This is a genomic window from Rubrivivax sp. JA1055, from assembly GCF_020966565.1.
GTDB lineage: Bacteria > Pseudomonadota > Gammaproteobacteria > Burkholderiales > Burkholderiaceae_C > Rubrivivax > Rubrivivax benzoatilyticus.
The window spans coordinates 574,221-591,652 of record NZ_JAJKFP010000006.1; the positions used below are offsets into that span (position 1 = coordinate 574,221).

16 protein-coding genes are annotated in these 17,432 nt (G+C 71.9%); 9 read left to right on the forward strand and 7 right to left on the reverse strand.

Annotated features, from left to right (window positions below):
- Positions 1-46: 46 nt before the first annotated feature.
- The 3 genes from LOC65_RS12070 to LOC65_RS12080 all read left to right on the forward strand — a co-directional run bounded on the left by LOC65_RS12070 (position 47) and on the right by LOC65_RS12080 (position 1,831).
- Entirely contained in the window at positions 47-688 is a 642-nt protein-coding gene (locus LOC65_RS12070; RefSeq protein WP_009857004.1) for a septation protein A, read from the forward strand.
- The gene (locus LOC65_RS12075) at positions 685-948 is read left to right on the forward strand and encodes a BolA family transcriptional regulator (RefSeq protein ID WP_009857005.1); all 264 of its coding nucleotides are present in this window, start codon (positions 685-687) and stop codon (positions 946-948) included. Before LOC65_RS12070 ends, LOC65_RS12075 begins: the two co-directional genes overlap by 4 nt.
- Positions 949-1,018: 70 nt before the next feature.
- Positions 1,019-1,831, forward strand: a complete 813-nt coding sequence (locus LOC65_RS12080) for a peptidylprolyl isomerase (protein ID WP_009857006.1) — start codon at positions 1,019-1,021, stop codon at positions 1,829-1,831.
- Positions 1,832-1,915: 84 nt separating this feature from the next.
- Here LOC65_RS12080 and LOC65_RS12085 read toward each other — a convergent pair whose 3' ends face one another.
- Positions 1,916-3,313: a DEAD/DEAH box helicase gene (locus LOC65_RS12085; protein WP_029718352.1), complete on the reverse strand. Its 1,398-nt coding sequence runs from the start codon at positions 3,311-3,313 to the stop codon at positions 1,916-1,918.
- A gap of 310 nt (positions 3,314-3,623) precedes the next feature.
- Between LOC65_RS12085 and ettA the strand changes: the two genes are divergently transcribed.
- From ettA to LOC65_RS12115, 5 genes are all read left to right on the forward strand, one after another.
- On the forward strand, positions 3,624-5,288 hold the full coding sequence (ettA, locus tag LOC65_RS12090) for an energy-dependent translational throttle protein EttA (protein WP_009857008.1): 1,665 nt from the start codon (positions 3,624-3,626) through the stop codon (positions 5,286-5,288).
- Positions 5,289-5,390: 102 nt separating this feature from the next.
- Positions 5,391-6,035, forward strand: coding sequence for a TetR/AcrR family transcriptional regulator (locus LOC65_RS12095; protein ID WP_230247644.1), 645 nt, complete (start codon positions 5,391-5,393; stop codon positions 6,033-6,035).
- Position 6,036: 1 nt separating this feature from the next.
- Positions 6,037-6,999: an HlyD family efflux transporter periplasmic adaptor subunit gene (locus LOC65_RS19480; protein ID WP_310736923.1), complete on the forward strand. Its 963-nt coding sequence runs from the start codon at positions 6,037-6,039 to the stop codon at positions 6,997-6,999.
- Entirely contained in the window at positions 6,996-7,916 is a 921-nt protein-coding gene (locus LOC65_RS12110) for an ABC transporter ATP-binding protein (RefSeq protein WP_230247645.1), read from the forward strand. The genes LOC65_RS19480 and LOC65_RS12110 overlap by 4 nt, the downstream gene beginning before the upstream one ends.
- A complete protein-coding gene (locus tag LOC65_RS12115) occupies positions 7,894-9,033 on the forward strand; it encodes an ABC transporter permease (protein ID WP_230247646.1) in 1,140 nt (379 codons plus the stop codon). The genes LOC65_RS12110 and LOC65_RS12115 overlap by 23 nt, the downstream gene beginning before the upstream one ends.
- A gap of 87 nt (positions 9,034-9,120) precedes the next feature.
- Here LOC65_RS12115 and LOC65_RS12120 read toward each other — a convergent pair whose 3' ends face one another.
- Positions 9,121-9,804: an ABC transporter ATP-binding protein gene (locus LOC65_RS12120; protein WP_230247647.1), complete on the reverse strand. Its 684-nt coding sequence runs from the start codon at positions 9,802-9,804 to the stop codon at positions 9,121-9,123.
- Between the two features lie 4 nt (positions 9,805-9,808).
- On the opposite strand from LOC65_RS12120, the gene LOC65_RS12125 reads away from it, so the two are divergent.
- On the forward strand, positions 9,809-10,453 hold the full coding sequence (locus LOC65_RS12125) for an arylesterase (protein ID WP_230247648.1): 645 nt from the start codon (positions 9,809-9,811) through the stop codon (positions 10,451-10,453).
- A 78-nt stretch (positions 10,454-10,531) separates the two neighbouring features.
- Here LOC65_RS12125 and LOC65_RS12130 read toward each other — a convergent pair whose 3' ends face one another.
- From LOC65_RS12130 to LOC65_RS12150, 5 genes are all read right to left on the reverse strand, one after another.
- A complete protein-coding gene (locus LOC65_RS12130; protein ID WP_230247649.1) occupies positions 10,532-12,505 on the reverse strand; it encodes a DUF6600 domain-containing protein in 1,974 nt (657 codons plus the stop codon).
- Positions 12,506-12,581: 76 nt separating this feature from the next.
- On the reverse strand, positions 12,582-13,118 hold the full coding sequence (def, locus tag LOC65_RS12135) for a peptide deformylase (protein WP_230247650.1): 537 nt from the start codon (positions 13,116-13,118) through the stop codon (positions 12,582-12,584).
- 200 nt (positions 13,119-13,318) lie between these two features.
- Positions 13,319-15,442 (reverse strand): NAD-dependent DNA ligase LigA, encoded by a 2,124-nt coding sequence (ligA, locus tag LOC65_RS12140; RefSeq protein WP_405048255.1) that lies wholly within the window; start codon positions 15,440-15,442, stop codon positions 13,319-13,321.
- Positions 15,439-16,761, reverse strand: coding sequence for a fumarylacetoacetase (gene fahA, locus LOC65_RS12145; protein ID WP_230247652.1), 1,323 nt, complete (start codon positions 16,759-16,761; stop codon positions 15,439-15,441). Before fahA ends, ligA begins: the two co-directional genes overlap by 4 nt.
- A complete protein-coding gene (locus LOC65_RS12150) occupies positions 16,758-17,303 on the reverse strand; it encodes a VOC family protein (protein WP_230247653.1) in 546 nt (181 codons plus the stop codon). The genes fahA and LOC65_RS12150 overlap by 4 nt, the downstream gene beginning before the upstream one ends.
- Between the last annotated feature and the right edge of the window lie 129 nt (positions 17,304-17,432).

A 17,432-nucleotide genomic window follows, 5' to 3' on the forward strand; every position in this document is an offset into this window, starting at 1 on the left:
GACGCAGCCGGCACAATCGCCCCATGAACCGCTCCCGTCGCCTCGCATGAAGCTGTTGCTGGACTTCCTGCCGATCGTCCTTTTCTTCGCCTGCTTCAAGCTCGCCGAGGGCCGCCCGGAATGGGCGGCGGACTTCGCCACCGCCAACTTCGGCGCGCTCGTCTCCGGCGGCGTCGTCGGCCCGAAGGAGGCGCCGGTGCTGCTGGCGACCGTCGTCGTGATCCTCGCGACGCTGGCCCAGGTGCTGGTGCTCAAGCTGCGCGGCAAGCGCATCGACGCGATGCTGTGGATCAGCCTGGTGCTGGTCGTCGTCTTCGGCGGCCTGACGATCTGGTTCCACAACGAGACCTTCATCAAGTGGAAGCCCAGCGTGCTGTACTGGACGATGGGCACCGCGCTGTGGCTGGCGCCGCTGCTGGCCGGCAAGAACCTGCTGAAGCTGCTGCTGGGCGAGCAGATGGTGCTGCCCGAACGTGTCTGGCACCGGCTGAACTTCGCCTGGGTCGCGTTCTTCGCCGCGATGGGCCTGCTCAACATCTGGGTGGCCTACAGCTTCAGCACCGACGCCTGGGTCAACTTCAAGCTCTTCGGCGGCATCGGCCTGATGTTCGCCTTCACGATCGCCCAGGGCCTGTACCTCGGCCGTTATCTCGAAGAGCCGGCGGCGCCGAACGAGGGCAAACAATGAGCCGCGCCGCCGACATCGAAGCCGCGCTGCGCGCCGCTCTGGAGCCGACCGAGCTCGAAGTCGTCGACGACAGCGCCCGCCACGCCGGCCACGCCGGCGCGCGCGAAGGCGGCCATTTCCAGGTGCGCATCCGCAGCGCGCGCTTCGCCGGGCTGGCCCCCTTGGCGCGCCATCGCCTTGTGTATGATGCCCTCGGCCCTCTGGGCCAACGGGGTGTGCATGCCCTCGCGATCGACGCGCAGCCGCCCCGCCAGGACTGACACCCCTCGAACAACTCCATCGTCGCGCCGCCGCTTCGGGCGATCCGCGACCCATCCGAAAGTGCCATCCATGAGCTCGAAGACCTTCGCCGTGCGCACGGCGCTCGCCACCGCGGCCGCCGCACTGCTGATGCCGCTGGCCGCACAGGCGCAGAACATCGCCGTCGTCAACGGCAAGCCGGTGCCCAAGAGCCGTGTCGAGACGCTGCTGCAGCAGGCAGCGCGTGCCGGCCAGCAGATCGGCCCGGAACTGCAGCAGCAGGCCCGTGACCAGGTCGTGCTGCGCGAGATCTTCGTCCAGGAAGCCGAGAAGAAGGGCATCGCCACCTCGGCCGACTACAAGGCGCAGATGGAACTCGCCCGCCAGAGCATCCTGATCCGCGAGCTGTTCGACAGCTACCGCAAGACGCACCCGGTGACCGACGCCGACGCCCAGGCCGAGTACGACAAGTTCAAGGCCGCGGCCTCGGGCACCGAGTACCGTGCCCGCCACATCCTGGTGGAGACCGAGGACGAGGCCAAGAAGCTGATCGCCCAGATCAAGTCCGGTGGCAGCTTCGAGGAACTGGCGAAGAAGCACTCCAAGGACCCGGGCTCCGGCGAGAACGGCGGCGACCTGGACTTCGCCAAGCCCGACGCCTACGTGCCCGAGTTCAGCCAGGCCATGGCCGCGCTGAAGAAGGGCGAGATGACGCAGACGCCGGTGAAGAGCCAGTTCGGCTGGCACATCATCCGCCTCGACGACACGCGCGAGGCGCAGTTCCCGGCCTTCGACGACGTGAAGGACCAGATCAAGCAGCGCATCGAGCAGGCCCGCCTGCAGCAGTACCAGGAAGAGCTGCGCAAGAAGGCCCGCACCGACTACAAGTTCGGCGGCGAGTGACACGGTGCCGCCGGGCAACCGGCGGCAGACAGGCAAAAGGCCCCTCGCGGGGCCTTTTTCATTGGTGTCTCGGGAGGCCGCCGCTCAGCGACGCGGCCCGCGCGGGCCTTGCGAGGCGCGGCCGCCGCCGTGGCCGTGCGAGGACCCGCCGCGCGGCGACGACGCACCACCGCGCCCCCCGGCGCCGGCCGGGCGCTGGCCACCACCCCCGTTGCCACCGCCCGACGCGCCTTGCGGCCGGCCGCCGCGCGAGGGCATGCCACCACCGGCGTTGCGGCGCGTGCCGCCGACGCCGATGGTCATGCGGCCGAGCACGATCGGCTCGGCGCGCTCGCCGGCCGGGGGCTCGAAGCCGGGGATCACCTGCACCGGGATCTCGCGCTTGATCAGGCGCTGGATGTCGCGCAGGAAGATCTCCTCGTCCAGGCAGACCAGCGAGACCGCCTCGCCGCTGGCGCCGGCACGGCCGGTGCGGCCGATGCGGTGAACGTAGTCTTCCGGCACGTTCGGCAGCTCGTAGTTGACGACGTGCGGCAGCTGGTCGATGTCGATGCCGCGCGCGGCGATGTCGGTGGCCACCAGCACCTGCAGCGTGCCGGCCTTGAACTCGGCCAGCGCCTTGGTGCGCGCGCCCTGGCTCTTGTTGCCGTGGATCGCCATCGCCGTGATGCCCTGCTCGTTCAGGTACTCGGCCAGGCGGTTGGCGCCGTGCTTCATGCGCGTGAAGACCAGCACCTGGTGCCAGTCGCCCTGGCGGATCAGGTGCGCCAGCAGCTCCTTCTTCTTCTCGCGCCCGACCGGGTGCACCTTCTGCGCGATGGTGTCGGCGGTGGCGTTGCGCCGCGCGACCTCGATCAGCGCCGGCTGGTTCAGCAGGCGGTCGGCCAGGGCCTTGATCTCGTCGCTGAAGGTCGCCGAGAAGAGCAGGCTCTGCTTCTTCTGGGGCAGCACCGCGAGCACCTTCTTGATGTCGTGGATGAAGCCCATGTCGAGCATGCGGTCGGCTTCGTCGAGCACCAGGATCTGCACCTGCGACAGGTCCAGCGTGCCCTGGCCGTGGTGGTCCAGCAGCCGGCCGGGCGTCGCGACGAGGATGTCGACGCCTTTGCGGAGGCGGTCGATCTGCGGCTGCATGCCGACGCCGCCGAACATCACCATGCTGGTCAGCGGCAGGTACTTGCCGTAGGCACGCACGCTTTCCTCGACCTGGGCGGCGAGTTCACGTGTCGGCGTCAGCACCAGCGCGCGCACGGCGATGCGGCCGCGGGAGTCGCGCACCGGCTTGGAAGCGGACAGACGCTGCAGCATCGGCAGCGTGAAACCGGCGGTCTTGCCGGTGCCGGTCTGCGCGCCGGCGAGCAGGTCGCCGCCTTGCAGCACCGCCGGGATCGCCTGTGCCTGGATCGGGGTCGGCACGTCGTAGCCCTGTTCGCGAACGGCGCGCAGCAGCGGCTCGGCAAGGCCGAGATCGGAAAAATTCATGGACTTGGTATTCGGTCGGCCTGTCGCCCGCTCGGGGGCGCCAGTCGCAGGCGTCGGATCATGGGGCCGCGAGGCGGCGTCGGGCTCGACGACGATGCAGCGACTGGGCTCTGCATCGGTGCCGAAAATTCTATCTGATGCAGATCAAACCTGCTGGGTGAAACCCCACCGGGCAAAACCATGGCCTCGGCCGACGCCACCCGCGGCGGGGAAACGGCGCGGGTGAGGACACGCGGAAAGGCGACAATAGCGGTTTGGCCGCGCCACGCGGCCGTGCTCCACCCATACCGAAAGAACCGAACAGGACTCCATGGCCCAGTACGTATTCACGATGAACCGCGTCGGCAAGATCGTGCCGCCGAAGCGGCAGATCCTGAAGGACATCTCGCTGTCCTTCTTCCCTGGCGCGAAGATCGGCGTGCTCGGCGTCAACGGCAGCGGCAAGTCGACGCTGCTGAAGATCATGGCCGGGCTGGACAAGGACATCGAGGGCGATGCCGTCCCGATGCCCGGCCTGAAGATCGGATACCTGCCGCAGGAACCCGAGCTGAACCCCGACCAGACCGTGCGCGAAGCCGTCGAACAAGGCATCGGCGGCGTGCTCGCCGCGAAGAAGCGCCTGGACGAGGTCTACGCCGAGTACGCCGAGCCCGACGCCGACTTCGACAAGCTGGCCGCCGAGCAGGCCGAGCTCGAGGCGATCATCGCCGCGGCCGGCAGCGAGAACACCGACCTGCAGCTCGAACTGGCCGCCGACGCGCTGCGCCTGCCGCCCTGGGACGCGCAGATCGGCCTGCTGTCCGGCGGCGAGAAGCGCCGCGTGGCGCTGTGCCGGCTGCTGCTGTCCAAGCCCGACATGCTGCTGCTCGACGAACCCACCAACCACCTGGACGCCGAGTCGGTGGACTGGCTGGAGCAGTTCCTGCAGCGCTTCTCGGGCACCGTCGTCGCGATCACCCACGATCGCTACTTCCTGGACAACGCCGCCGAGTGGATCCTCGAACTCGACCGCGGCATGGGCATCCCGTACAAGGGCAACTACTCCGAGTGGCTGGACCAGAAGGAACGCCGCCTGGAAGTCGAGCAGAAGAAGGAAGACGCGCGCATCAAGGCGATGAAGGAGGAGCTCAAGTGGGTGCGCTCCAACGCCAAGGGCCGCCAGGCCAAGAGCAAGGCGCGTCTGGCCCGCTTCGAGGAGCTGTCGGACGTCGACTACCAGCGCCGCAACGAGACCAACGAGATCTTCATCCCGGTCGCCGAGCGCCTGGGCAACGAGGTCATCGAGTTCAAGAACGTCACCAAGAGCTTCGGTGAGCGCTGCCTGATCGACAACCTCAGCTTCAAGGTCCCGCCGGGCGCCATCGTCGGCATCATCGGCCCCAACGGCGCCGGCAAGTCGACGCTGTTCCGCATGATCCAGGGCCTGGAGAAGCCGGACAGCGGCGAGGTCGTGATCGGCAAGACCGCCAAGGTGACCTTCGTCGACCAGAGCCGCGAAAGCCTGGCCGGCGACAAGACCGTGTGGGAAGACGTCTCCGGCGGCCTGGACAACATCGTCGTCGGCCAGTTCGTGATGCCCAGCCGCGCCTACCTGGGCCGCTTCAACTTCAAGGGCAACGACCAGCAGAAGCTCGTCGGCAACCTGTCCGGCGGCGAACGCGGCCGCCTGCACCTGGCCAAGACGCTGGCCCAGGGCGGCAACGTGCTGATGCTCGACGAACCGTCGAACGACCTGGACGTCGAAACGCTGCGTGCGCTGGAAGAGGCGCTGCTCGAGTTCGCCGGCAGCGCGATGGTCATCAGCCACGACCGCTGGTTCCTGGACCGCATCGCGACGCACATCCTGGCCTGCGAAGGCGAGTCGCAGTGGTTCTTCTACGCCGGCAACTACCACGAGTACGAAGAGGACAAGAAGAAGCGCCTGGGCGAGGAAGGCGCGCGGCCGAAGCGCGTGCGCTTCAAGCCGATCAAGTGACGCCGGGCGGCGACGCCTGAACGGACGGCGGCCTGCGGGCCGCCGTTTTCGTTTCCGGGCGTCCGATTGCCGCTTGACTTGTACAAGCGTATAACGCGCCGCATGAATTCCCGCCCCGCTGCCGACCCCGGCGCCCGCGAACGCCTGCTGCAGGCCGGACTGGCGCTGGCGCGCGAGCGCGGGCTGAAGGCGCTGACGGTGCGCGCCGTCGCGGCCGAGGCCGGCGCCAACCTCGGCAGCTTCGTGCATCACTTCGGCACGCGCGACGCCTTCGTCACCGAGTTGATCGAACGCTGGTACGCGCCGATGTTCGGCCAGCTGCAGGACCTGGCGCGGCGCCCCGGCGACCCGCTGCCGGCGCTGCGCGAGGCGTTGCTGGAGTTCGTCGCCTGGGTCGCGCGCCACCGCGACTTCCTCGCCCTGCTGCTGGCCGACGCCGCGGCCGGCGAACCCGCGGTGCGGCGTTTCGTCGCGACGATCGAGCAGCGCCATCCGGCGGTGCTGCTGGGCCTGATCGTCCAGGCGCAGGCCGCCGGCCGGCTGCGCCGTGCCGAGCCGCTGCACCAGCTGATGTTCCTGCTCGCCTCGCTGGCGCTGCCGGTGCTGGTGACGCGGCTGATGGGCGCACGCGAGATCGCCCCGGCCGCTTTCGTCGAGCGCCTGACGCCGCTGGCCGTGGCCCCCGAACGCATCGCCGAGCGCCTGGACTGGGCGCTGCGTGGCCTGGCCCCCGACCCGGAGCGCTGAGATGAACGCCCTGCCCCGCCACGCCGCCGTGCGGGCCGCCGTCCTGTCGCTCGCCGGCTGCGGTGCCGAGCGTGACGCGCCCTTGGCCGGTTATGCCGAGGCCGAGCTGGTCTACGTCGCCGCCTCGGCCGGCGGCACGCTGCGCACGCTGCACGTGCGCCGCGGCGACGCGGTGCAGGCCGGGCAGCCGCTGTTCGCGCTGGACGCCGACGCCGAGGCGCTGTCGCGCCAGGCCGCCGACGCACGGCGCGCGGCCGCCGAGTCGCAGGCCGAGGACCTGCGCAAAGGCAAACGCCCGTTGGAGCGTGCCGCGCTCGACGCCCAGCTCGCCCAGGCGCGTGCCGCGCTGGTGGCCAGCGAATCGGCGCTGAAGCGCCAGCGTGCGCTCGTGGACCAGGGCTTCGTCTCCGCGGCACGCATGGACGAACTCGTCGCCGCACGCGACGCCGACGCCGCGCGCGTGCACGAGCTCGAAGCAGAGCGCCGCCTGGCCGACGAAGCGGCACGCGCCGACGCCGTGGCGGCGGCCGCCGCCAGCGCGCGCGGCGCTGGTGCCGACGCTGCGCTGGCGCGCTGGCACGAGGACCAGAAGTCGCGCAGCGCCCCGGTCGCCGCCCAGGTCTACGACACGCTGTACCGCCCCGGCGAGTGGGTGCCGGCGGGCTCGCCGGTGGTCGTGCTGCTGCCGCCGGGCGCCGTCAAGCTGCGGTTCTTCGTGCCCGAGGCGCTGCTGCCACGCGCCAAGGTCGGCGCCAGCGTCGCGGTGGCCTGCGACGGCTGCCCCGCCGGCCTCACGGCGCGCATCGGCCATGTCTCGCCGGAAGCGGAATACACGCCGCCGGTCATCTACAGCAACGAGTCGCGCAGCAAGCTCGTCTTCCGCGCCGAAGCCTGGCCCGATGGTGTCTCGGCGCTGAAGCCCGGCCAGCCGGTGCAGGTCTCGCTGCCGGACGCCGCACGATGAACACCGAGTTCGCGATCGACGTGAGTGGCCTGAGCAAACGCTTCGGCACGCGCACCGTCGTCGACACGATCTCGATCCAGGTGCGGCGCGGCGAGATCTGCGGCTTCCTCGGCCCCAACGGCAGCGGCAAGACGACGACGATCCGCATGCTCTGCGGCCTGCTCGAGCCCGACGCCGGCGAAGGCCGCTGCCTGGGCCTGGACCTGCGCCGCGACGCGCGCCGCATCAAGCGCCGCGTCGGCTACATGACGCAGCGTTTCGGCCTCTACGAAGACCTGTCGATCGAGGAGAACCTGGACTTCGTCGCCCGTGTCTACGGCATGCCGGAGCGCCGCCAGGCGGTCGACGGCGCGCTGGAGCGCCTCGGGCTGGCCGGCCGGCGCACCCATCTCGCCGGCGCGCTGTCGGGCGGCTGGAAGCAGCGCCTGGCGCTGGCCGCCTGCATGCTGCACCAGCCCGAGCTGCTGCTGCTGGACGAGCCGACCGCCGGCGTCGACCCCAAGGCGCGGCGCGACTTCTGGCAGCAGATCCACACCCTGGCCGCCGAAGGCCTGACGGTGCTGGTGTCGACGCACTACATGGACGAGGCCGAACGCTGCCACCGGCTGGCCTACATCAGCTACGGCCGGCTGCTGGCCGCCGGCACCGCCGCCGAGGTGGTGGCCGCGGCGGGGCTGCGCACCTGGACGCTGCGCGGCGAACACCTGGCCGACGCGGTGGCGCTGCTGGCGCACGACGAACGCTGGATGGCCGTGCCCTTCGGCAGCGCGGTGCACGTCAGCGCGCGCGCTGGCGAGGACTTCGCCGCCTGGCTGGACAGCGCCGCACCCGGCCGCTGGACCGTCGAGCCGATCGCCACCGGGCTCGAAGACGTCTTCATCTCGCTGACCCAGCATGCCCAGGATCCTCTCGCTTAGCTGGGGCCGCATCCTCGCGGTGCTGCGCAAGGAACTGATCCAGCTGCGCCGCGACCGGCTGACCTTCGCGATGCTGATCGGCGTGCCGCTGATGCAGTTGGTGCTGTTCGGCTACGCGATCAACGGCGACCCCAAGCACCTGCCGACGGCCGTCGTCGCGCTGGACGAGTCGCCGGTCGTGCGCAGCGTCGTCGCCGCGGTGCGCAACACCGGCTACTTCGAGATCGTCGCCACGCCGAGCGAAGCCGGCGCCGAGGCGCTGATCGCGCGCGGCGAGGTCCAGTTCGCACTGGTCTTCCCGGGCGACTTCACGCGCCGGCTGCTGCGCGGCGAGACGCCGCCGCTCGTCGTGCTGGCCGACGCCAGCGACCCGGCGGCCACCGGCCAGGCCGTCGCCGCGCTGGCGGCGCTGCCGTCGCTGGCATTGCGCAGCGAGCTGACCGGCCCGCTGGTGCCGCTGGCCGGCGGCGCGGCGCCGTTCGAGCTGCGTGTGCACAAGCGCTACAACCCCGAGGGCATCACCGCGTTCAACGTCGTGCCGGGGCTGATGGGCGTCATCCTGACGATGACGCTGGTGATGATGACCTCGATGGCGATGACGCGCGAACGCGAGCGCGGCACGCTGGAGAACCTGCTGGCCACCCCGGTGCGTCCGGTGGAGATGATGGCCGGCAAGATCCTGCCCTACGTGATCATCGGCTACGGCCAGGTGCTGCTGGTCTTCGCCGCGGCGCGCGTGCTGTTCCACGTGCCGATGGCCGGCAGCTTCGTGCTGCTGTCGGCGATGGTGCTGCTGTTCATCGTCGCGACGCTGTCGGTGGGCTTCACCTTCAGCACGATCGCGCGCTCGCAGATGCAGAGCATGCAGATGACGATGTTCTATTTCCTGCCGAACATCCTGCTGTCGGGCTTCATGTTCCCGTTCCGCGGCATGCCGGGCTGGGCGCAGACGATCGGCGAGGTGCTGCCGCTGACCCACTTCCTGCGCATCGTGCGCGCCGTGATGCTCAAGGGCAGCGGCTTCACCGACCTGTGGCCCGAGGCGGCGGCGATCGCCGCCTTCGCGCTGGCCGCCGGCGGCGTGGCGATGCTGCGCTACCGCCAGACCATCGACTAGCGCTGAAGCCTCAAGACCTTGCCTCGTGACGCGGCCGGAAGTCGACTGATCGGAGCGAGCGCGCCGCGCGGCGACGCTGCGGCTTGATCAGGCCGTCGTGGCCTCGGCCACCCGCCCCGCCTCGATGCGCAGCTGGCGTTCGCAGCGCGCGGCGATCTGCAGGTCGTGGGTGACGAGCACCAGCGTCGTGCCGGCCTCGCGGTTGAGCTCGAACATCAGCTCCAACACCTTGGCGCCGGTGGCGAAGTCCAGGCTGCCGGTGGGCTCGTCGGCCAGCAGCACCGCCGGACGCACGACGAAGGCACGTGCCAGCGCGACCCGCTGCTGCTCGCCGCCGGACAGCAGCTTCGGGTAGTGGCCCAGGCGTTCGGCAAGACCCACGCGCTGCAGCATCTCGGTGGCCGCGGCACGCGCGTCGCGTCGGCCCATCAGCTCCAGCGGCAGCATCACGTTCTCCAGCGCCGTCAGGTGGCCCAGCAGCTGGAAGTTCTGGAACACGAAGCCGACCTGGCGCGCGCGCAGCGCCGCACGTGCGTCCTCGTCGAGCGCGAACAGGTCGGTGCCGGCCAGCGTCACCGTGCCCGCGGTCGGCGTGTCCAGCCCGGCCAGGATCGCCAGCAGCGTGCTCTTGCCCGAACCCGAGGCGCCGACGATGGCCACCGTCTCCTTCGGGAAAAGCGCGAAATCGATGTCGTGGAGAATCGTCAGCGTGCCGGTCGAATCGGCGACCTGCTTCGAGATGCGTTGGACGGAGATGATCGGATCGGACATTCGGATGCGGTGGACCCGCCGGCAGTGGCTGGCGCATGCTAGCGCGCTCGCCGTCTCCCCGGCGGTCGCGGGCCCGGCAGCGGCAGCCGGCACGCGCACCCTGCTCGTGCTCGGCGACAGCCTGTCGGCCGAGTACGGCCTGGCGCGCGGCAGCGGCTGGGTGTCGCTGCTCGACAAGCGTCTGGGCGTCCAGGCGCCGGGCTGGAAAGTCGTCAACGCCAGCATCAGCGGCGAGACGACCTCCGGCGGCCGCACGCGGCTGCCGGCGCTGCTCAAGCAGCACCAGCCGGACCTGGTGATCCTGGAGCTCGGCGGCAACGACGCGCTGCGCGGCCTGCCGATCGCCAACACACGCGACAACCTGGCGGCGATGGCGCGCAGCGCGCGCGAGGCCGGCGCCAAGGTCGTCGTCGTCGGCATGGAGGTGCCGCCGAACTACGGCCGCCGCTACGCCGAGGACTTCGCCGCCTCGTTCGCCAAGGTCGCGCGCGAGACCGGCGCAGCGCTCGTGCCCTTCCTGCTGCGCGGCGTGGCCGACGTGCCCGAGGCCGAGACGCTGTTCCAGCCCGACCGCATCCACCCCACCGCGCAGGCCCAGCCGACGATGCTCGACAACGTCTGGCCGGTGCTCAAGCCGCTGCTGCGCTGATCCACCGCGGCGCCTGGGCGCCCCAACGCGGGCCACCAGGACGCTGCCCGCGCGCCTGAGCCCGGCGCCGGGGCCGATTCAGCGATCGTCCTGGCGCGGGCCGCCGCGGCGCTCGCCGCCGCGCCGGTCCTCGGCCCGGTCGTCACGGCGTTCGGGCTGGCGCGGCTGCATCTGCGGCTGCATCTGCGGCTGCATCTGCGGCTGCATCTGCGGTTGCATCTGCGGGCGCTCCGGTGGGCGCTCCTGCACCGCCTCTCGGCCGCGCGGCTCGACCGGCATGCGCGTGAACTCGCGGCCCGGGCGTTCGACGCCCTGGTCGGGCGCACGGCGCTCGACGGTCTGCGGCGGCCGCGGAGCACGCTCCTCGGCCGGCCGCGTGGTCCAGGTCGTGCCGCGGCGCTCGGTCGAGGCCGGCGGGTCCGTGCGCTCGGTGGGCTCGCGCCGCGGCATCGTGGGCTCCGGGCTGCCGAAGTTCGTCGCCGGCAGCGGACGCGTCGTCGTGCGATCGTTCTGCCGCTCGTCGCGGCGGTCGTCCCGCCGGTCGTCGCGGCGCTCGTCGGCGCGCTCGGCCGGCGGTACCGGCGTTCTGGTGAAGCCGGAGCCCGGGCGGGTCGCCCCGCGGTCGGTGTCCGGCCAGGGCGACGGCACACGCTCGTCGCGCTGCTCGCGTGGCGGGTCGCGACGCACCGGCGGCAGCGTGCCGCGGCGGCCGTCGTCACCGCTGCTCCAGCGCGGCGAAGGCGGCGGCGGCCGGCGCACGGCGTCGCTGGCCGGCGCCTGCGGCAGCGCCGCCGGGGTGTCGGTGCGCAGCGGCTGGCGGCCCACAGGCACGTCGACCACCGCCCGGGCCACCGGCTGGCGGCGCACCAGCACGTCGCGCGAGACGACGGTGACACCGCCGGGCACACCCTGGTTGGTGTACATGATCGGCCCGGTCGGCACGCGGCGCGGCAGGTGCGGGTGGTGGTTCACGCGGTCGACGTAGACCGGCGTGACGCGGTAGTACGGCACGAAGACCTCGCGCGGCGCCAGCGGCACCCAGCCGACCGGCGGCCCGCCGAGGTTGATCGAGAGGCTGAAGTTGGAGCCGCCGACCCAGGCCACCAGCGCCGGCGCGTAGACCGGGCGTGCGACATAGGCGCCCGGATACCAGGCCCAGCGGTTGCCCCAGTACATCCAGCGGCCGTAGTGGAAAGGCGCGAAGCCCCAGGGCGCGTCGTCGACCCAGGTCCAGCCCCAGGGCGCGACCCAGGCCCAGTGGCCGTAGCGGTACGGCGCCCAGCCGGCCGGCACCGCCGACGGGACCCAGACGTTGCCGTACTCGGGGTGACGGTCCCAGCGGCCGTAGCGGTCCAGATCCTCGGCACCGGTCATCTCGGGCGAGACGTAGCGATAGGCGGCACTGCGTTCGTCGGCGCGGTCCTCGCGGCGGGCCCAGTCGGCGAATTCGTCGTCGGGCGGCTCGTCCCAGCGGCGCTGGGCCCGGCCACGTTCGTTCCAGAGTTCGACGCGGCGGCCGTCGTCGACGGTGAAGGCCGCGGCGCCGGCCGGGTCGACCCTCAGCTCGCCGCGCCAGACCGTGGCCCAGCTGACGTCGTCGACGCGGTCGGCGCGGTAGTAGCCGGCACGGCGCGGGTGCAGCGTGGCCTCGTCGGTGACGAGTTCGGTCTCGTCGGCGACCTCGCTGGAGCGCACGCGCAGCGCCGCCGCGCCGCTGTGCAGCCGCAGCGAGACCCGCTGGTCGTCCAGGCGCTGCACCTCCAGCTCGGTGCTGCCGCCCAGGCGCACCGTCGTCGAGCCGATGCGCAGCGTGGCGCGGGCATCGCCGTCGGTGGAGATGCGGTCGCCGCGGGTCAGCGGGCGATTGGTGGAGACGTCGACCCAGGCGCCCTGGGCGTCGTCGTAGAGCCAGACGCGGCCGTCGGTGGCGGCGACCCGGCCGACGCGCCCGGGCGGGTCGTCCTGCGCGAAACCCAGCGCCGGCACGGCCAGCGCCGCGACGGTGACGAGGCCGGCAGCCAGCCGGCGGACGAGGCGTTCAGCACGGTTCATGTGTCTCCAACGCGCAGCGCGGGGGTGACGCCGACCGGCACCCATGTAAACCGGTGTTTCTGCCGCAGGCCGGCCTTCAGTCGTCGGCCGCCGGGTCGAGCTCCGGGAAGAGCACGCTGGTGAAGCCGAGTTTCGTCAGGTCGTTCATGCGGGTCGGGTACAGCCGGCCGATCAGGTGGTCGCACTCGTGCTGCACGACACGGGCGTGGAAGCCCTCGGCCTCGCGTTCGATCGGCCGGCCCTGGGCGTCGAAGCCGGTGTAGCGGATGCGCGCGAACCGCGGCACGACGCCGCGCAGCCCCGGCACCGACAGGCAGCCTTCCCAGCCATCGACGGTCTCGTCGGACAGCGGCGTGATGACCGGGTTGCAGAGCACCGTCATCGGCACCGCCGGCGCCTCGGGGTAGCGCTCGTTGCGCTCGAAGCCGAAGACGACGAGCTGGAGGTCGACGCCGACCTGCGGCGCGGCCAGGCCGGCGCCCTGGGCAGCGGCCATGGTGTCGATCATGTCGGCCACCAGCGCGTCGAGCTCCGGCGTGTCGAAGGCCTCGACCGGCTGGGCGACGCGCAGCAGGCGGGCGTCGCCCATCTTCAGGATTTCGCGGACCGGCATCGGCGGACGGGGCAGTGGCAGGCCGACCATTATCCGGCGCGGGGGATCGGGGGGGATCGGGGTCAGGGGGATCGGGGTCAGGTCTCACGAGACCTGACCCCAACCTCAGCTGACCGCAGCCCGGGCGGATCGGGCGGAACGGGGTCAGGTCTTGCGAGACCTGACCCCAGCCTCAGAGACCTGACCCCAGCCCCCCAGCCTCAGCTGCCCGCCGCGGCGCCGTCGGTGGGCTGCAGCAGCCGCCTGAGCCCGTCCTCGTCCAGCACCGCGATGCCCAGCTCGCGCGCCTTGTCCAGCTTGCTGCCGGCTTCCTCGCCGGCGACGACGTAGTGCGTCTTCTTCGATACCGAGCCGGCGACCTTGCCGCCCGCGGCCTCGATCATCTCCTTGGCCTGCTCGCGCGACAGCGTCGGCAGCGTGCCGGTCAGCACCAGCGTCTTGCCGGCCAGCGGCAGCGCCGCGGCGTTGGCGATGGCCGCGCCCTCGTGCTCGTCCCAGCGGATGCCGGCGGCGCGCAGCTGCTCGACGACCTCGCGGTTGTGCGGCTGCTCGAAGAAGGTGCGGATGCTCTGCGCGACGATCGGGCCGACGTCGCGCACCTCCAGCAGCTGCTCGACGCTGGCGTCCATCACGCGGTCCAGGCGGCCGAAGTGGCGTGCCAGGTCCTTGGCGGTCGCTTCGCCGACCTGGCGGATGCCCAGCGCGTAGAGGAAACGCGCCAGCGTCGTCTGCTTGCTCCTGTCCAGCGCGGCGACGAGGTTGGCGGCGCTCTTCTCGGCCATGCGCTCCAGCGCCGAGAGCTTGGCCACGCCCAGCGTGTACAGCTCGGGCAGCGTGCGGATCAGGCCGCCGTCGACGAGCTGGTCGACGAGCTTGTCGCCCAGGCCTTCGATGTCCATCGCACGCCGGCCGGCGAAGTGCAGCAGCGCCTGCTTGCGCTGCGCGGCGCAGAACAGGCCGCCGCTGCAGCGGTGGTCGATGCCGCCGCGCTCGCGGGCGACGGCGCTGCCGCAGACCGGGCACTGGCGCGGCATGCGGAAGTTGGGCACGTAGCCGGCACGTTCGCCCGGCACGCGGCCGACGACTTCGGGAATCACGTCGCCGGCGCGGCGCACGATGACGTCGTCGCCGACGCGCACGCCCTTGCGGCGCAGCTCGAACAGGTTGTGCAGCGTCGCGTTGCTGACCGTCGTGCCGCCGACGAACACCGGCTCCAGCTTGGCCACCGGCGTCAGCTTGCCGGTGCGGCCGACCTGGATCTCGATGGCGTTGAGCCGCGTCACCTCCTCCTGCGCCGGGTACTTGTGCGCCACCGCCCAGCGCGGCTCGCGGGTGACGAAACCCAGGCGCTTCTGCAGCGCGATGTCGTTGACCTTGTAGACGACGCCGTCGATGTCGAAGGGCAGCGCGTCGCGCGCCGCCGCGACGCGCCGGTGGAAGGCGACGAGGCCGTCGGCGCCCTGCACCACGGCGCGCTCGCCGTTGACCGGCAGGCCGAAGGCGGCCAGTGCGTCCAGCGTGCCGCCGTGCGTGGGTGGTTGCTCCCAGCCCTGCACCTCGCCCAGACCGTAGGCGTAGAAGCTCAGGCGCTTGTCGGCCAGCGAGCGGCTGTCGAGCTGGCGCACCGCGCCGGCGGCGGTGTTGCGCGGGTTGATGAAGGTCTTGGCACCCTTCTCGCGCTGGCGTTCGTTCAGGCGCTCGAAGTCGTCGCGCCGCATGTAGACCTCGCCGCGCACCTCCAGTACCGGCGGCGCGGTGCCGAACAGGCGCAGCGGGATCTGGCCGATGGTGCGGATGTTGTGCGTGACGTCCTCGCCGGTCTCGCCGTCGCCGCGGGTCGCGGCCTGCACCAGCAGGCCGGCTACGTAGCGCAGGTTGATCGCCAGGCCGTCGAACTTCAGCTCGGCGGCGTATTCGACCGGCGGCGCGTCATCACCCAGTTCCAGCTCGCGGCGCACACGCGCGTCGAACGCCTCGGCACCGGCGGCCGTGGTGTCGGTCTCGGTGCGGATCGACAGCATAGCCACCGCATGGCGCACCGGCACCAGCCCGGGCAGCACCTGGCCGATGATGCGCTGCGTCGGCGAGTCGGGCGTCAGCAGATCGGGATGTTCGGATTCGATCGCCTGCAGTTCCTGGAACAGGCGGTCGTACTCGGCGTCGGGGATCTCCGGCGCGTCGAGCACGTAGTAGCGGTGGGCGTGGTGCGAGAGGATGCGGCGCAGCTCGGCGGCGCGCTCGGCGGCAGACGTCGGGGACATGGCGGGATTGTCGGGCAGGAAGGCCGCCGCGCCCGGACCCGGCCACCGCCGCCGAGCCGTCAGCGCAGCGCCGGCAGCACCGTGCCGCGGCACTCGCCGAGGCCGATGCGGCGCTGGCCGGGCGCCTCGCACCAGCCGCGCAGCACGACCGTGTCGCCGTCTTCGAGGAAGGCGCGCTGCTCGCCGCCGGGCAGGCCCACCGGACGTTTGCCGCCGACCGACAGCTCGATCAGCGCGCCGGCCTCGGCCGGCGTCGGGCCGGACAGCGTGCCGGTGCCCAGCAGGTCGCCGGGGCGCAGGTTGCAGCCGTTGATGCTGTGGTGGGCGACGAGCTGGGCCATCGTCCAGTAGGCGTGGCGCCAGCTGGTGCGGCTGATCGTCGCGCCGGCTTCGCCGCGCGCGCGCATCGCCGCGGTCTGCAGCTCGACCGACAGCTGCAGGTCGACGGCGCCGACCTCGGCCGCGGCCGGCGAGTCCAGGTAGGGCAAGGGCCGCGGGTCGCCGGCCGGCCGGCGGGCGGCGCCGACCCGGAACGGCGCCAGCGCCTCCAGCGTCACGACCCAGGGCGAGATCGTCGTCGCGAAGTTCTTCGCCAGGAACGGGCCCAGCGGCTGGTACTCCCAGGCCTGCAGGTCGCGCGCCGACCAGTCGTCGAGCAGGCAGACGCCGAAGACCTGGTCCTCGGCGGCGCCGACCGGCACCGGCTCGCCAAGTGCATTGCCGGGGCCGACGAACAGGCCGAGCTCGAGCTCGAAGTCCAGCCGGCGCGTCGGCGCCAGCTCGGGCTGCTCGGCGTCGGGGCGCATCTGCTGCCCCCAGGGCCGGCGGATGCCGGTGCCGGAGACGACGATGCTCGACGTGCGGCCGTGGTAGCCGATCGGCACCCACTTGTAGTTGGGCAGCAGCGGGTGGTCGGGGCGGAAGAGCTTGCCGACGTTCGTGGCGTGGTGGACCGAGGTGTAGAAGTCGGTGTAGTCGCCGATGCGCGCCGGCAGCGTGAACTCGGCCGCGGCCTGCGGCACCAGCGCGGGCTCGAGGCGTGTGCGTTCCACGGCGCCGGCGCGCAGCAGGCGCGACAGCCCCTGCCGCAGCGCCTGCCAGTGGCCGCGGCCGGCGGCCATCAGCGGGTTCAGCGTCTCGCCGGCGGCCAGCGCCAGCGCCTCGGCGGCGCGGCCGTCGGCGACACCCGCCGCCTGCAGCGCCGCCAGGTCCAGCACCTGGTCGCCGATGGCGACGCCGCCGCGCCAGGCCTGGCGGCTGCCGGCGCGGCGGAAGACGGCGAACGGCAGGTTCTGCAGCGGGAAGTCGCTGCCGTCGGCGTTGGCCGACTCCACCCAGCTCGCGAGCGCCGGGTCGTGGGTCTCGTCGACGCCCGGCCTCATGCGCCCTCCTTCGTCAGGCTGCCGTCGTGCATCCAGGCGGCGTGTTTGGGCGCCTTCTTGGTACGGCTCCACTCGTCGAGCATCTCGCGCTTGACGTCGTCCAGCCGCGACATCATCTCGGGCGTCGCGCAGTCGGCGGCCAGTTCCAGCCGGTGGCCGTTGGGGTCGAAGAAATAGATGCTGCGGAAGATCGTGTGGTCGGTCGGGCCGACGACCTCGATGCCGGCGGCTTCGAGCCGGGCTTTCGTGGCCAGCAGCGTGTCGACCGAGTCGACCTGCAGCGCCAGGTGCTGCACCCAGGCCGGCGTGTTGCGGTCGCGGTCCATCGCCGGCTGCGTCGGCAGCTCGAAGAAGGCGAGCACGTTGCCGCCGCCGGCGTCGAGGAAGACGTGCATGTAGGGGTCGGGCGCCTGGGTCGACGGCACCTTGTCCTCGGCGATGGCGAGGATGAAGCGCATGCCGAGGTGGCGCTCGTACCAGTCGACGGTTTCGCGGGCGTCGCGGCAGCGGTAGGCGACGTGGTGGATCTTGCGGACCAGCATGGGAAGGCTCCAGTCGGGCGCAGGCTCGTGGCCCGCGTGCACGGCGCGCCTGCGTCCCGATGACGGCACCGCGCGCCGCGGCCAGCGACTGTGGCGCGGCGCGCCGCCGGCCGCGCCGGAGTTTTCCCT